Annotated in this window: 16 protein-coding genes; all 16 read right to left on the bottom strand. The window is 38.7% G+C overall.

The window, feature by feature from the left end:
- Positions 1-49: 49 nt before the first annotated feature.
- Positions 50-322, bottom strand: a complete 273-nt coding sequence (locus tag B9N79_RS03710; protein ID WP_040056672.1) for an EscU/YscU/HrcU family type III secretion system export apparatus switch protein — start codon at positions 320-322, stop codon at positions 50-52.
- Complete coding sequence (locus tag B9N79_RS03705; protein ID WP_040056673.1) at positions 322-1,866, bottom strand: hypothetical protein; 1,545 nt, start codon at positions 1,864-1,866, stop codon at positions 322-324. The genes B9N79_RS03710 and B9N79_RS03705 overlap by 1 nt, the downstream gene beginning before the upstream one ends.
- A gap of 9 nt (positions 1,867-1,875) precedes the next feature.
- Positions 1,876-2,649: a ribonuclease HII gene (locus B9N79_RS03700; RefSeq protein WP_019391798.1), complete on the bottom strand. Its 774-nt coding sequence runs from the start codon at positions 2,647-2,649 to the stop codon at positions 1,876-1,878.
- 66 nt (positions 2,650-2,715) lie between these two features.
- A complete protein-coding gene (gene ylqF, locus B9N79_RS03695; protein WP_019391797.1) occupies positions 2,716-3,588 on the bottom strand; it encodes a ribosome biogenesis GTPase YlqF in 873 nt (290 codons plus the stop codon).
- A 16-nt stretch (positions 3,589-3,604) separates the two neighbouring features.
- Positions 3,605-4,162 (bottom strand): signal peptidase I, encoded by a 558-nt coding sequence (gene lepB / locus B9N79_RS03690; protein ID WP_040056674.1) that lies wholly within the window; start codon positions 4,160-4,162, stop codon positions 3,605-3,607.
- Between the two features lie 161 nt (positions 4,163-4,323).
- Positions 4,324-4,668, bottom strand: a complete 345-nt coding sequence (gene rplS, locus B9N79_RS03685) for a 50S ribosomal protein L19 (RefSeq protein WP_019391795.1) — start codon at positions 4,666-4,668, stop codon at positions 4,324-4,326.
- A gap of 139 nt (positions 4,669-4,807) precedes the next feature.
- Positions 4,808-5,551 (bottom strand): tRNA (guanosine(37)-N1)-methyltransferase TrmD, encoded by a 744-nt coding sequence (gene trmD, locus B9N79_RS03680; RefSeq protein ID WP_019391794.1) that lies wholly within the window; start codon positions 5,549-5,551, stop codon positions 4,808-4,810.
- A complete protein-coding gene (gene rimM / locus B9N79_RS03675; RefSeq protein WP_019391793.1) occupies positions 5,551-6,063 on the bottom strand; it encodes a ribosome maturation factor RimM in 513 nt (170 codons plus the stop codon). Before rimM ends, trmD begins: the two co-directional genes overlap by 1 nt.
- A gap of 12 nt (positions 6,064-6,075) precedes the next feature.
- On the bottom strand, positions 6,076-6,462 hold the full coding sequence (locus B9N79_RS03670; protein ID WP_040056676.1) for a YlqD family protein: 387 nt from the start codon (positions 6,460-6,462) through the stop codon (positions 6,076-6,078).
- A gap of 74 nt (positions 6,463-6,536) precedes the next feature.
- On the bottom strand, positions 6,537-6,809 hold the full coding sequence (gene rpsP / locus B9N79_RS03665; RefSeq protein WP_019391791.1) for a 30S ribosomal protein S16: 273 nt from the start codon (positions 6,807-6,809) through the stop codon (positions 6,537-6,539).
- Between the two features lie 83 nt (positions 6,810-6,892).
- Positions 6,893-8,233 (bottom strand): signal recognition particle protein, encoded by a 1,341-nt coding sequence (ffh, locus tag B9N79_RS03660; protein WP_040056677.1) that lies wholly within the window; start codon positions 8,231-8,233, stop codon positions 6,893-6,895.
- Between the two features lie 13 nt (positions 8,234-8,246).
- Complete coding sequence (locus B9N79_RS03655; RefSeq protein WP_026009511.1) at positions 8,247-8,573, bottom strand: putative DNA-binding protein; 327 nt, start codon at positions 8,571-8,573, stop codon at positions 8,247-8,249.
- Between the two features lie 94 nt (positions 8,574-8,667).
- Positions 8,668-9,666 carry a signal recognition particle-docking protein FtsY gene (gene ftsY, locus B9N79_RS03650; protein WP_019391788.1) on the bottom strand — a complete coding sequence of 333 codons (999 nt, stop codon included), beginning with the start codon at positions 9,664-9,666 and terminating at the stop codon, positions 8,668-8,670.
- Positions 9,667-9,686: 20 nt separating this feature from the next.
- A complete protein-coding gene (smc, locus tag B9N79_RS03645; RefSeq protein ID WP_046217801.1) occupies positions 9,687-13,247 on the bottom strand; it encodes a chromosome segregation protein SMC in 3,561 nt (1,186 codons plus the stop codon).
- Between the two features lie 42 nt (positions 13,248-13,289).
- Positions 13,290-14,039 carry a ribonuclease III gene (rnc, locus tag B9N79_RS03640; RefSeq protein WP_019391786.1) on the bottom strand — a complete coding sequence of 250 codons (750 nt, stop codon included), beginning with the start codon at positions 14,037-14,039 and terminating at the stop codon, positions 13,290-13,292.
- A 220-nt stretch (positions 14,040-14,259) separates the two neighbouring features.
- Entirely contained in the window at positions 14,260-14,493 is a 234-nt protein-coding gene (acpP, locus tag B9N79_RS03635) for an acyl carrier protein (RefSeq protein ID WP_019391784.1), read from the bottom strand.
- Between the last annotated feature and the right edge of the window lie 60 nt (positions 14,494-14,553).

The following is a 14,553-nucleotide window of genomic DNA, read 5'->3' as shown; positions in this document are numbered from 1 at the left end:
AAATTTATAAAAGATTCAGAAATGATGGCGTTTTCTTTAGAAATTTGTTCTATTTTTTTGCTTTTTCATCCATTTTGTAGATAAAAGCAAAAATTTCTGCTACTGACTCATAAAGCTCTTCTGGGATACGCTCGTTCAATTCTAAATTATGAAGCAAGTTTACAAGAGACGGATCTTCTTGAATTGGAACATTGTTTTCTTTTGCCTTTTCAATGATATCCCGAGCAACATCTCCTCCTCCTTTTGCCACTATCTTTGGTGCTTTCTCATGTTTCAAATAGGCAAGAGCTACCGCTTTTTTAGAGTATGATTTTTTTTTCATCAAATCTTAAGATCCACTCCTTTATATCCACTATGCGATACTTGAGCTAAACTTGATGTTTTATCTTTACTTGCAAAAACTTTTACGTCTGATAGATAATAGTCAAGCTTGCTCAGACCGAGACGAAGTGATGGTTTTAAAGATTCCATAATAGGTTTAATATCCTGATGCTCATTTATAATATCTATGATAATCACTCGATTTTGAACACGGACGCTGACTACCGTTTCTTGTAAATAAGAAAGCTCTAAGTGAAAAAGAATATGACAGTAATTTGGATCAATTGTTCCATCCTCTCTCTTCTTTCCTTTCCACTGAAGGGAGACTTCTGTTAGCTTTTCCCTTACGTAGAGTGGAAACTGCACGTACAGAGAAGTAATAGGCCCTTGTCCTTCGTCAGAAGACAAGAGCTGAAGAGCGGTCAATTTATGCAGCATCTCTTCTGCTCGTTCTCTTAAAAAAGGTGGTAGGGGTTGCTCAAGCATTTTCAAAAGAGCTCCTTTTAATCCTTCTCCAGAGCTTTCTCCTTTTAGCTCACTCTCATATGTAAGACCTAAAGACGAAAACAAGGTTGATAATATACGTTGAAACTCCCTAGATTGAAAAGAAGTTTGCAGAAGCTTGTTCACCTCTATTAAAATTTCTTTTCCTTCTTCGTTTATGAACAAGGAGGTTCCTTCTTGAGTAAGCTTTCCTCTTAAGTTAGGACTTTTTTCAATGCTCTCTACCATTTTGTGAAAGAACGGCATTTTTTCAATGGTTGGCAAATTGTTCAGAAGCGTTTTTTTCATAGCGGTAATTTCTTCTGCTTCTTCTTGTTTAGGAGATAAGCTCACTAATGCCTGCTGTTCCAAAACCCCTTTTTCAATTGCCCCTGTCTGTTGCAGAATACGAAAAGGGATATTTCCTTCTAACCAGCCCTTTACTAAATGTAATAGAACTTCTCTTCCTTTTGTTAGCCTAAAAGCACCTTTAAACTTAACAAGTTCTTCACCATACCCTTCACGATCGGCGAGAGCTGTGAGTTCATTAAAAAGTGGAGCAAGAGAAGCGTCTCCTAGCGATTTTAAAGCTTGGAAAATAGATTTAGATGGCGTAAAGTTCCGCGCAATCATCATCTCTATGGCTTTTTTTTCAGGGGATGGAAAAGAAGGTGATGTTTCCTTAGCGATAGTCGTTAAAAACTCTTTTGAAAAAGGAATATTTTTAGAAAGCAAAAAAGAGGCTAAACTCTCTTCCTTCTTTCCTTCTGTTCCTAGTGTTTGCAATATGTTTTGCATTTTTTTATCCCCCGACTCTTCTCCAACGACTTTTAAGCTTGGCAAATCGTCTTTAATATCTATTTCAAAATAATAGGGACGCAAAACAGATAAAGAACGCTCTAATTTAGCTACAATACTTTGGCCATTTACAGAAACAAGCGCTATGTCTCCTTTAAAAAACTTTTGAATGGTTCCTTTCACGATGCTTCCATCTCTAAGAGGTAGCACTGTGGAATGTTGAATTCCTTCTAACAGCGAAGAGCGCCAAAAAGAAATATTCATAATTCACCTCTAGCTTTCAACATACTCTTTAATTGGTGAAAAGGAACGTCTGTGTTCATCAATAATCCCATGCTTTTCAATTGCCTCTAGGTGCTCTTTCGTTCCATACCCCATATGTTTTTCAAACCCATACTCAGGAAATTTTTCACCGAGTTTTTTCATCAACCGATCACGTGTAACCTTAGCTACAATCGAAGCAGCTGCAATTGAAATACTTTTCGCATCTCCACTGATAATATCAAGCTGAGGAATAGAAACGTTCGGAAGCTTCATTGCATCGATAAGCAAATAGTCAGGCTCTCTCTCAAGCTCCCTAATAGCACTTTCCATTGCTTTTCGTGTTGCCTGATAAATATTCAATGAATCAATAGCTTCTCGTCCAATAATCCCTACACCAACTGCAAGAGCATTCTCTAAAATGTGCTCATAGTAACTTTCCCGTTTTTTCTCAGAAAGCTTTTTGGAATCTGTTAAACCAAGTGCATGGAAATCATGAGGAAGAATAACAGCTGCTGAAACGACCGGACCTGCAAGAGGTCCCCTGCCAACTTCATCAATACCTGCGATTAAATCTATACCTTTTGCATAAAGCGTATTTTCATATTTCATCATCTCTAGAAATTGCTCTTCTAACACTTCTTGTTTTTTAAACCACTTTTCTTTCTGCAGGACTAGCTTTTGAACACCTTTACGCTCGTCTGTTGCACACTGCAATAGAAATGGATCACTTTTAGACGTTACCTTTTCTAACTTTGCTTTAATTTCTTTAATGCTTTCACTCATCTTTTATATCGTCCTTTTTTCTTTTTTTTCTATTAAAAAAGGATGCTTTTTAAGCATCCTTTTCATTTATTCCTCTTCACTTTCATGGAGTTCCTCAGGATAGTCAAATGTAAGGGGACCAAGACGATCTGCGCGAATTTCACGCAATACAAGCTCAGCTGTCTTGTCGTAGTCCACAATACCTCCACCCATTAAACAGCCCCGTTTAGTACCGATAAAGTCAAACAGGTCTACAATCTCCTCATAACGCTCTGTAACACCATAACGATCTTCTAAACGTGCTTCGTAACGCTCTTGCAAAAAGCGCAGTGCATAAACTGCTACATCTTGCAAATTTAAAATTGTATCTTTAATAGCCCCTGTTGTAGCAAGCTTTAATCCCACAAGCTCGTCCTCAAATTTCGGCCAGAGAATCCCAGGCGTATCTAGAAGCTCGAGCTCTTTTCCTACTTTAATCCACTGCTGTGCTTGTGTCACTCCAGGACGATCTCCTGTTTTAGCAATATTTTTTCCTGCTAAGCGATTGATAAGTGTCGATTTTCCTACATTTGGAATTCCAACAATCATCGCTCGCATTGCACGTGGATTTTTAATTCCTTTTTGTCTCATACGATCAAATTTTTCTTTTAGAAGGGTTTTAGAAAGTGAGACAATACGGTCCATTCCTTTGCCATTCTGTGAGTTAATAGCAAGAGCTGGAATCCCTTTTTCATCATAGTACTGAATCCACTGTTCCGTCACTTTTGGATCAGCTTTATCCGCTTTATTTAACAGCATGATTCGCGGCTTATTTGCAATAAGCTCATCAATCATTGGGTTTTGTGAAGATTGAGGGATGCGTGCGTCAACAAGCACAAAAACAATATCAATTAGTTTTAATTTCTCGGTAACTTGGCGACGAGCTTTCGCCATATGTCCTGGAAACCATTGAATGGTCATTATTATTCACCTACTTTTAATCAACCGTTCTAATTTCATTAAAAGGCCAGTACACAATGCTTGTTGTGCCAACTACTTTTTTCAAGGAAACCGGTCCAATCGCGCGACTATCTCGGCTATTGCGTCGGTTATCTCCCATAACGAAAATTTCGCCTTCTGGAACGACCTTATCGCCACCGGGAGTATCTTCTAATTTAAAATCTTCCGTAAGCGGCATACCGTCGTCAAGTTCGCTTTTATATTGATCAAGATACGGTTCTTCGTACGCCTTTCCATTAATATAAAGCGTATCGTTTTTGTACTCCACGTGATCTCCTGGTAAACCAATCACGCGTTTAATGTAATCTTTGCCACCTGGAGCATGAAAGACAACAACATCAAATCGATCAGGCCCACCAATTTTATAAGATATCTTGTTTACAATCATGCGGTTTTGATCATGTAGAGTTGGCATCATTGATTCTCCATCTACAACAATTGGAGTGAAGAAGAAGAATCGAATAATTGCCGCAATAATGACGGCAATCGAAATGGCCTTGATCCATTCTACTGTTTCATTTTTTTTACGAGCCATAGTTTATCCTCCAAACAGCTAAAATGTACCTCTCTACTATACATAAAAAAATAATGATTATTCAACCTTTATGTAAAAATCGGCGAAACTCGCCTTAAATAGTTTAGAAAATAGTTTAGAAATTTGAAAAAAGGAGCTTGTCAGACAAGCTCCTTTTTGGATTATCGAATTTCTTTAATACGAGCTGCTTTACCACGAAGGTTACGTAGGTAGTAAAGTTTCGCACGACGTACTTTACCACGACGTACAACTTCAAGCTTAGCGATTTTTGGTGAATGAAGTGGGAATGCACGTTCAACACCAACACCGTAAGAAATTTTACGAACTGTGAAAGTTTCGCTAATTCCACCACCACGGCGTTTGATTACAACACCTTCGAACACCTGAATACGTTCACGAGTACCCTCAACAACTTTAACGTGTACGCGAACTGTATCTCCAGAACGGAAAGCAGGTAAGTCACCTTTTAATTGTTCTTTTGTGATATCTTGGATTAATTGTTGCATGATTTCATCTCCTTCCAACAGATGCTCTTATCAATGCTTTCGCATCATTGCAGCGGAACATCGTTTTCAAAGCTTGGACATCACTGCCCAAAGCCACAAACATTATCTTAGCACATCCCATCACTAGATGCAATATCTTTTAAACATCTGAACGATGCGTTTTTTCAATCTGATTCAGCATCTTCTTTTGGCTTTCTGAAAGCTCATAGTTTTCGAGCAGATCAGGCCTTCTTAGGAATGTTCTACGCAGTGATTCTTCTTCTCTCCACTCCGCTATACGTTTATGATCCCCAGATGTAAGGACGTCTGGCACCTTCATCCCTCTAAAATCTGATGGCCGAGTATAGTGAGGATGCTCTAGAAGACCTGTACTAAATGAATCTTCAACAGCAGATGCTTTGTTCCCTAAAACGTCAGGAAGAAGTCGTACGACGCTGTCAATGATTACAAGAGCCCCAAGTTCCCCTCCCGTCAACACAAAGTCTCCAATTGAAATCTCATCTGTTACAACGTGTTCACGAATTCGCTCATCATATCCTTCATAGTGACCACAAACAAAGATAAGGTGCTCTTCTTTTGAAAGCTCCTCTGCTTTTTTTTGGGTATAGCGTTCACCCTGTGGACAAAGAAGAACAACGCGAGCTTTTGAGCCTTCTTTATTGAGATCAGCAACAGCATCAAAAATAGGTTGTGGCTTTAATACCATACCAGCACCACCGCCATATGGGTAGTCATCAACTGTCTTATGCTTATTGTCTGCGTACTCTCTAAAATCTGTAACAGCTACATCAACCGCTCCTTTATCACGCGCCTTTTTTAAAATGGAGCTTTCAAGAACACCATGAAACATCTCAGGAAACAGTGACAAAACATCAATTTTCATTAGTCTAATAACCCTTCCATTTCGTTGATGATTACTCTTTTCTCTTCGACGTTAATGTCTGCTACAACATCTTCAATATACGGGATAAGGACGTCTTTTCTTCCAGATGCTTTTACGACCCAAACATCGTTCGCTCCTGTTGCTAAAATTTCTTTGATTGTGCCAACAAGATTTCCTTCCTCTGTGTATACTTCACAACCTACAATTTCGTGAAAGTAATATTCACCTTCTTCTAATTCAACAAGGTCTGAAGATGGTACCTTAAGGAGACAGTTTTTGAACGCCTCCACTTGATTGATATTATGATACTCTTCAAATGTAAGAAGATCAAAATTTTTATGCTGACGGTGACTTGCTACAACAACTTTGATTTCTTCGTTGCCCTTGAATATGTATAACTCATTTCCAACCTTATAACGTTCTTCTGGAAAATCTGTGCGAGAGATAACGCGGACTTCACCGCGAACTCCGTGCGTGTTCACAATTTTCCCTACGTTCAACCACTTTTCCATTGCTTTTCACCTCTATCGAATTTCAATCACAATTCCATCTTTAACAAGAATCGTTTGTAAACTTTTGAATTCTTCCCAGCTGTCGCCTTCTTTTACTTCCACAATAGCATCTAGCTTTGTTTCTTCAAGCTCACTACCAATGGGGAGCAAGTTAAGCTGTTCTAGCTGAAAATCGATAATGCGGAGTTTTTCTAAACGGGTTTTTTGTTCCTTTTCGAATTGTTTTTCAAGCGATGCCGCTGATGGCTTTTTCATATTTTCAATCTTTTTCAACTGAAAGCGCAACTGCTCAATTTCATTTTGCAGCCCTTTTTGTTCAAGAATAAACTTATTCCTTAACTTTTCCTTGCTTTGTTCAGTTAATACTTGTTTCACAATCACTTTTTGGACAACTTTCACCCGCACTCCCTCCTCTTATCTTTATTATATAAAAGAAGTAAAAAAAAGGGGAGGTTATCCCTCCCCTTTTTTCATTACTTGCTTAATTTTGAGTTGTGGAATTTCTCCATGATACCTTCTTTAGAGAAAAGGTTACGTACTGTATCAGATGGTTTAGCACCGTCTGTTAACCATTTAAGAGCAAGCTCTTCATTGATTTTAACTGCTGCTGGTTGCTCAAGTGGATTGTAAGTTCCAACTGTTTCGATGAAACGTCCATCACGTGGTGAACGAGAATCAGCTACTACGATACGATAGAATGGAGACTTTTTAGATCCCATACGTTTTAAACGAATTTTTACTGCCATTATTAAAGCACCTCCGAAATTGTTTCACACAGGATAATATATTATCAATCCTGCATTTGTTTGTAAAGTGTTTTTTCTTAACACTACATAAAAGGAAGTTTAAATCCTTTTTTCTTGCCTTTTGACATGTTTGTCATTTGCTTCATCATCTTCTTCATTTCATCAAACTGCTTAAGAAGTCTATTGACCTCTTGAACAGATCTACCACTACCTCTGGCAATACGCTTTTTACGGCTTGCATTGATGACTTCAGGCTGTTCTTTTTCAAGCTTTGTCATTGAACGAATAATCGCTTCAATATGACCAATTTGCTTATCATCTACTTGAACGTTTTTCAAGCCTTTCATCTTGTTTGCTCCTGGAAGCATTCCAAGAATTTCATCAAGCGGTCCCATCTGTCGCACTTGTCCAAGCTGTTCTAGAAAATCATCAAATGTGAAAGATTGCGTACGTAACTTTTGTTCAAGTTCGCGCGCTTTGTCCTCGTCAACAGACACTTGTGCCTTCTCGATAAGCGTTAGCACGTCACCCATTCCAAGAATACGAGACGCCATACGCTCAGGATGGAAAGTTTCTAAAGCATCTAGTTTTTCACCCATCCCGACAAATTTAATCGGTGTTTCCGTTACAGAACGGATAGAGAGAGCCGCACCACCGCGCGTATCTCCATCAAGTTTTGTAAGAACAACACCTGTTAATCCTAATTGTTCGTTAAAACTCTCTGCCACATTTACAGCGTCTTGGCCTGTCATCGCATCTACAACAAGTAAAATTTCATCTGGCTGTGCCACTTCTTTTACTTTTTTAAGCTCGTCCATTAACGTCTCATCAACATGAAGACGACCTGCTGTATCAATTAAAACGTAGTCATGATGCTCTTCTTTTGCATGCTCAATGGCCTTACGTGCAATTTCAACAGGGCTTACCTGATCACCAAGTGAGAACACGGGCATGCTGAGCTGTTTTCCTAACGTTTCAAGCTGTTGAATTGCTGCAGGACGATAAATATCCGCAGCAGCTAGCAGAGGTTTACGATTGTATTTTTTGCGAAGAAGATTTGCTAATTTTCCTGTTGTGGTCGTTTTACCGGCCCCCTGCAGACCAACCATCATAACAACGGTTGGCGGACGGTTTGAAGCAGCAATTTTGCTTTCTTCTCCACCCATTAGCTTTGTTAACTCTTCTTTAACAACTTTGATAACTTGCTGTCCAGGCGTTAAGCTTTTCATAACCTCTTGCCCAACAGCGCGTTCATTCACGTTTTTGACGAATTCTTTAACAACTTTAAAGTTAACGTCTGCTTCAAGTAAGGCAAGGCGAACTTCACGCATCATTGCTTTTACGTCTGCTTCTGAAACTTTACCTTTGCCTTTAATCTTTTGAATTGTGCTTTGCAAACGGTCGGCTAATCCTTCAAATGCCATACTATGCCGCCCCCTAATCTAATTTCTCAAGCGAATCAATAAGAGAAAGCGTCTGCTCTTCATCATGCTGTTTTACAGCTTTTTGAAGATCTTGTAAAAGCTGCTTTCTTTGACGAAATCGCTGAAACAAGCCGAGCTTTTCTTCATACTGCTCAAGCATTTGTTCTGTACGTTTTATATTATCATAAACAGCTTGTCGACTCACGCCATATTCTTCAGCGATTTCTCCAAGCGAATAATCATCTAAATAATAAAGCGACATATAACTTTTCTGTTTTGAAGTTAATAATGATTGATAAAAATCATACAGATAGTTTATCCTTGTTGTTTTTTCAAGCACAACCAATCACGCCCTTGTTAAGTGAAAAACCTTTACACTCAAATAGTGTACTTATTTTAAAAACAAATGTCAAGTTTTTTTCTTAACAGTCTTTTTATTCTTCTTCGTCTTCTTCCATAAGCCCTGCAAAAAGGCCGTATACATATTTCTCTGGATCAAACTCCTGAAGATCTTCTACCTTTTCACCAAGGCCTACGAATTTAACTGGAATACTCAATTCGTTACGGATCGCCAGAACAATTCCACCTTTTGCAGTCCCATCAAGCTTTGTTAAGACAATGCCTGACACGTCTGTTGCCGCTGAGAACGTTTTAGCTTGGCTCATTGCATTTTGTCCTGTTGTTGCATCAAGAACAAGTAATACTTCATGAGGGGCATCAGGAACTTCACGAGAAATGACGCGCTTTACTTTTTCAAGCTCATTCATTAAGTTCACTTTATTTTGAAGGCGTCCTGCTGTATCACAAAGCAATACATCCGCTCCTCGTGAACGAGCTGACTGAACTGCATCATACATTACAGCAGCTGGATCTGATCCTGCCGCTTGTTTAATAACATCCACACCAACGCGTTCTCCCCATACTTCAAGCTGTTCAATTGCTCCTGCTCGGAACGTATCCCCTGCTGCAAGCATCACTTTTTTACCTTCTTGCTTAAGCTGATGAGCAAGCTTTCCAATTGTTGTTGTTTTTCCAACGCCGTTTACTCCAACAAATAGAATAATGCTTAGGCCTGATTGTTGAATATTCAGAGAAGAGAACTGTTCTTCTCCTCCTGAATAAATATCAACAAGTTTCTCTGAAATAACGTCTTTAATTTCTGTTGAATCTTTGATATTACGGCGTTTTACTTCCATTTTCAACTCGTCAATTAAGTCCATTACAGTACTAACACCAACATCAGCGCTAATTAGAATTTCTTCTAATTCTTCAAAGAAATCTTCGTCAACTTTACGATAGCGAGCAACAAGGTCATTAAGACGTCCTGTGAACGACTTCCTTGTTTTCTCCATCCCTTTTTCATATTTCTTTGTTTCTTCTTGCTCTACTTCAGTTCCTGAAAACTTTTGTTTTAGTTTCTTAAAAAAACTCATGTGAACGTTTCACACCTTTCTTAAACATACTGCTTTTCTTCTTCAAGTTTGACAGATACGAGCTTAGATACACCAGATTCCTGCATCGTGACCCCATAAAGAACGTCTGCTTCTTCCATTGTCCCTTTGCGATGTGTAATAACAATAAATTGTGTTTTCTCACTGAATGTCTTGATGAACTTCGCGAAACGCTGTACATTTGCTTCATCAAGTGCTGCTTCTACTTCATCGAGCACACAGAACGGTACAGGACGTACTTTTAAAATAGCAAAGAGAAGCGCAATAGCTGTTAACGAACGCTCTCCACCCGAAAGAAGAGCAAGGTTCTGCAGCTTCTTACCTGGTGGCTGTGCCACAATATCAATACCTGTATTTAGAAGATCTTCTTGATCAGTGAGCTTTAAATCCGCTCGTCCACCACCAAAGAGCTTTGTAAACACTTCTTTAAAATGCTCTCTCACACTTGTGAACGTTTCACTGAACCTTTTCTTCATTTCCGTATCCATCTCTTCAATAAGCTGATGAAGTGTATCTTTTGCTTCAACAAGGTCTTCCTTTTGTTCACTTAAAAACGTATATCGCTCAGATACTCGCTCATACTCTTCAATTGCGCCTATATTAACTGTACCAAGTTCGTCTAAAGCAAGTTTAATAAGTCTGATTTTTTTGCGCGTTTCCTCAGGGGATAGAGTAAGAGGATATTGCTGTTTCGCAGCTTCAAAGCTCAGCATATACTCTTCTCTCAGCATATTTAAATATTGATCAAGCTCAACATCAAAGCGATTAATCTGCACTTCTTCATCCTTCAAAGCTTCCATCATCTGTTCTTGCTGACGCTTAAGTTCCTTTTGTTCAGCTATGAACGTCTCAAGCTCTTCTTGAAGCTCTGTGCGCTGCTTGCGGCGTTCGCTAATAAGCTTAGCCGTTTCTTCTTTATCGTTTGTTCTAGCTAAGAGCGTATCTTCTAAATCATGCTGACTCGTAAAACCTTCTTTCATCTGTTCTTTTAAGAATGAAAGCTGATCTTTTTGTTTAGAAAGAGCTGTAGAAGAAGAGTATAAATCCTGTTCCGCACGCTCTACTTTTTCACGCTGATAAACAAGACGCTCACTCGCTTCTGCAAGGGCAATTTTCAGATTTGTAAGCTCCCCTTGAACAGTTTCTTTTGAACTTTTTTCCGAGTTTTTCTGCTCTGTAACAAGCTGAATTTCTTCATCAAGATGCTTCATGTCCTCCTGAGAAGCTTGTAATGATTCCCTTAACTCTGCTTCTCGTTGCTTAAAGCGTTCTTGCTCTTCAAAAAGCGGTGTCATGTCACTATTGTACATTTCAAGACGTCGTTTTGTATTTTTTTCAGTTAACAGAAGCTCGCTCATTTTGGCATTTAAAGCTTCGTACTTTTCTTTTAATGTTTGAACTTTCTCTCCTTGTGCAAAGGACTGTTTTTCAGCCTGAGCAAGTGAGGTTTTAAGTTCCTTAACCTCTGCTTCAAGCAATCCTGTTTTTTCTTCCATTTCAGCAAGCTTTGCAACAAGGTCTTCTAGCTCACGCTTTCTCACTATAAGAGATGAGCTGTTTTTCTTAGAAGCTCCCCCGCTCATTGATCCCCCCGGATTTACAACGTCTCCTTCTAATGTTACAAATCGATAGCGATGTGAAACAAGACGAGCAAGCTCATTAGCTCCTCGTAAATCTTTGGTCACAATGACGGTCCCAAGCAAGTTTGAAACAATGTTTTCATACTTTTGCTCATATGAAATAAGATCACGGGCTACTCCAACGAAAGAAGGAGATCCTTGCATAGTTTCAATAGCAGAATGAGGAATACTTTTGCCTTTAATCGTAGAAAGAGGTAAAAATGTGGCACGACCGCTACCTCGCTTCTTTAAATAAGCAATCGCTTTTCTTGCTTGTTCCTCTGCTGAAACAACTATATGCTGCATTGCCCCGCCAAGCGCTGTTTCAAGCGCTGTTTCTACCTCTTTTGGAACTGTAATAAGCTCTGCCACAGCCCCTTCAATTCCTGTTAAGGCGCTTTCGCGAGCTTTTAACACTTCTTTTACACCTTGAAAATAGCCTGTATATCCATCTTGCATATCTTCCATCATGCTGCGCTTTGACTTTGTTTGTTCAACATATTGATATGCTTGATATAGAAGCGATTCTTTTTTTCTATATTTTTCTGTTAAAGCTTCAACATCTCGTTTTAATGTTAGGTTTTCATTAACTGCTTGATCAAATTCCTCTTTCGCAGTAGAAACTTCTCCATCAAGACTTTTATGTTCTCCTTCAAGTTTCTGATGTTCGCTAAATAGCTCTTTGTTCGCTTCTTTTAAACGATTTTGTCTTTCACTATTTTGCTCGATTTGTTTCAATAAAAATTGACGTTCATTGCGAAGTGCCGTTTCTTGCTGTGCTTTTTCGAAATAGTCACTTTTTAAATTTTCGAGCTTTTCATCCAGATCTTCACTATAACTTTCAAAAAGAGCCTGCTTTTCTGAAAGCTCTTTTTTTAATCTATGAACATTTTGTTCATATGTTTTTAGAAGTTCTGATGCTTCCTCTTTACTTTTAGCTAAGAAAGCTACTTGTTCCTCAAGGTGTTCTGTACTTTCCTCAAGCTCGTCTTGCGTTTTCGAAGCATGTTTCTTTCTTTCAATCAGCACTTGCTTCCGCCCTTGAATTTTCTCAAGCTCTTCACTAACGTTTAATAAAACCGTTTGCAACTCTTCTAGGGATTGCTCTAGCACATTCATATTTTTCTGAGCTTCATCGATATGACTTTCTTTCTTAGTAATAGACTCACTTAACGTTCTAGAAAGTTGTTTATGATGATCGTGTTCAAGCTTTAATTTCTCCCATTTTTTATGAAGTTCTTCAATTTCATAAACAGTCAAAGAGATATCGTAATTTTTCAGCTCTGCCTTTTTCTCTAAATAGTCTTTCGCCATAGAAGCTTGTATTTTTAAAGGTTCAAGTCCTGACTCAATCTCATATAAAATGTCACTCACACGGTTTAAATTATCCTGCGTTTCAACAAGCTTAAGCTCTGCTTTCTTCTTACGTAGCTTATACTTTAAAACACCTGCTGCTTCCTCAAAAATCTTTCTTCGTTCATCAGATTTTGAGCTGAGCACTTCCTCAACGCGCCCTTGGCCGATGATAGAAAATGATTCCCGCCCTAGACCGGAGTCCATAAATAAATCAATAATGTCTTTTAAACGACAATGCTGATTATTAATAAAGAATTCACTTTCTCCTGAGCGAAAGACACGTCTTGTAATGCTTACCTCGTGATAATCAATAGGAAGAAACTGTTCGCTGTTCTCAAGCGTTAACGTTACTTCCGCTACGTTTAATGCTTTTCTCGTATCACTGCCAGCAAAAATAACATCTTCCATCTTTGCACCGCGCAAAGAGCGGGCAGATTGTTCTCCAAGCACCCATCTAATGCTATCTGTGATATTGCTTTTTCCGCTTCCATTCGGTCCGACTACAGCTGTCATTCCTTGAACAAAATCAACGGAAATTTTGTCGGCAAAAGACTTAAATCCCGCCACGTCTAGTCGTTTGAGGAACATCTTACTTCCTCCTTACTTTTGTTAAAGTTGTATATCATAGATTTATTGTTCTTTCAAAAGTGTTAAAGCAGTAATAGCTACTTGTGCAGCTTTTTGCTCTGCTTCTTTTTTTGACCTGCCAATACCAGTACCAAGCTCTGATCCGTTTAGAAGCACTCGTGAAATAAACTCACGGTTATGTGCTGGGCCTTTTTCTTGAAGAATTTGATATTGTAAAAGCCCTTGACTGTCGCGCTGAACAAGCTCCTGCAGCTGACTTTTAAAATCCATTGCATACGTAAAATTACCATCGTCAATTTTAGGAAACACAGTTTGTGCTAGCAATTTTTCGACCACCTCAAGACCTTGATCAAGATAAAGAGCACCGATAAATGCTTCAAACACGTCGGCTAAAAGAGCAGGTCTTTGGCGTCCGCCTGTCATCTCTTCACCTTTTCCAAGCAAAACGTAATTGCCAAACTCAAGCTCGTTTGCAAACTTAACAAGAGATGGTTCACATACAACAGCAGCACGAAGCTTCGTAAGTTCCCCTTCGCTCATTGCTGGATATTTGTTAAATAAAAATTTTGATACTGTCAGCTCAAGAACAGCATCACCTAAAAACTCCAAACGTTCATTATCTTCATACGGTTTTTTGCGATGTTCATTTACATATGAAGAATGAGTAAATGCTTGTGTTAACAGCTTTTCGTTGTCAAATAAAATACCCATTTTCTCTTGAAGTTCCTGAAACTGTTTTTTAATTTTTTCTTGTAATTTTTGATTTTTAGGGTAATAACGATGTCTTGCCATAAATACCTCCAATGGTTTCTTCCGTTTTCAATTTTCCATCTCTTTCTCCAGAAAGGGAGGTTTTCGTCATAATAAGTTGTCTCCAATTGTACTGAAGCCCTTTCACATCTTTAAATTTTCGCAGTGAATCAAAAACTTAAAGGTATGATGGAGAAGATGTTCGATAAAAGTAGAGAAAGCCCCGTTATATAAACGGGACTCTTCTAAAAGTAAGGACAGCTTATTGCTTGTTCTGTATGTAAGTAACAGCGTCACCAACTGTCGCAATTTTCTCAGCATCTTCATCTGAAATTTCTAATTCGAACTCATCTTCAAGTTCCATAACTAGTTCAACTACGTCAAGGGAATCAGCGCCAAGGTCCTCTTTGAAAGAAGCCTCAAGTTTCACTTCCTCTTCCTTTACGCCAAGGCGATCAACGATGATACTCGTTACGCGCTCTAATACGTCTGACATACTATCACCTCCCCTCAAGTCATTATAGTGGATTCCTCAACAAATTACTAGAACTTCAGA

It is taken from the genome of Priestia filamentosa, from assembly GCF_900177535.1.
Lineage (GTDB): Bacteria > Bacillota > Bacilli > Bacillales > Bacillaceae_H > Bacillus_I > Bacillus_I filamentosa.
The sequence above is the reverse complement of the archived record's forward strand: the minus strand, read 5'-3'. Positions and strand labels throughout refer to the sequence as shown.

What these genes read in the sequence shown, in the direction of transcription:
- B9N79_RS03710 (WP_040056672.1), bottom strand. Translation starts at nt 322, where the DNA reads ATGAAAAAAAAATCATACTCTAAAAAAGCGGTAGCTCTTGCCTATTTG.
- B9N79_RS03705 (WP_040056673.1), bottom strand. Translation starts at nt 1,866, where the DNA reads ATGAATATTTCTTTTTGGCGCTCTTCGCTGTTAGAAGGAATTCAACAT.
- B9N79_RS03700 (WP_019391798.1), bottom strand. Translation starts at nt 2,649, where the DNA reads ATGAGTGAAAGCATTAAAGAAATTAAAGCAAAGTTAGAAAAGGTAACG.
- ylqF (WP_019391797.1), bottom strand. Translation starts at nt 3,588, where the DNA reads ATGACCATTCAATGGTTTCCAGGACATATGGCGAAAGCTCGTCGCCAA.
- lepB (WP_040056674.1), bottom strand. Translation starts at nt 4,162, where the DNA reads ATGGCTCGTAAAAAAAATGAAACAGTAGAATGGATCAAGGCCATTTCG.
- rplS (WP_019391795.1), bottom strand. Translation starts at nt 4,668, where the DNA reads ATGCAACAATTAATCCAAGATATCACAAAAGAACAATTAAAAGGTGAC.
- trmD (WP_019391794.1), bottom strand. Translation starts at nt 5,551, where the DNA reads ATGAAAATTGATGTTTTGTCACTGTTTCCTGAGATGTTTCATGGTGTT.
- rimM (WP_019391793.1), bottom strand. Translation starts at nt 6,063, where the DNA reads ATGGAAAAGTGGTTGAACGTAGGGAAAATTGTGAACACGCACGGAGTT.
- rpsP (WP_019391791.1), bottom strand. Translation starts at nt 6,809, where the DNA reads ATGGCAGTAAAAATTCGTTTAAAACGTATGGGATCTAAAAAGTCTCCA.
- ffh (WP_040056677.1), bottom strand. Translation starts at nt 8,233, where the DNA reads ATGGCATTTGAAGGATTAGCCGACCGTTTGCAAAGCACAATTCAAAAG.
- ftsY (WP_019391788.1), bottom strand. Translation starts at nt 9,666, where the DNA reads ATGAGTTTTTTTAAGAAACTAAAACAAAAGTTTTCAGGAACTGAAGTA.
- smc (WP_046217801.1), bottom strand. Translation starts at nt 13,247, where the DNA reads ATGTTCCTCAAACGACTAGACGTGGCGGGATTTAAGTCTTTTGCCGAC.
- rnc (WP_019391786.1), bottom strand. Translation starts at nt 14,039, where the DNA reads ATGGCAAGACATCGTTATTACCCTAAAAATCAAAAATTACAAGAAAAA.
- acpP (WP_019391784.1), bottom strand. Translation starts at nt 14,493, where the DNA reads ATGTCAGACGTATTAGAGCGCGTAACGAGTATCATCGTTGATCGCCTT.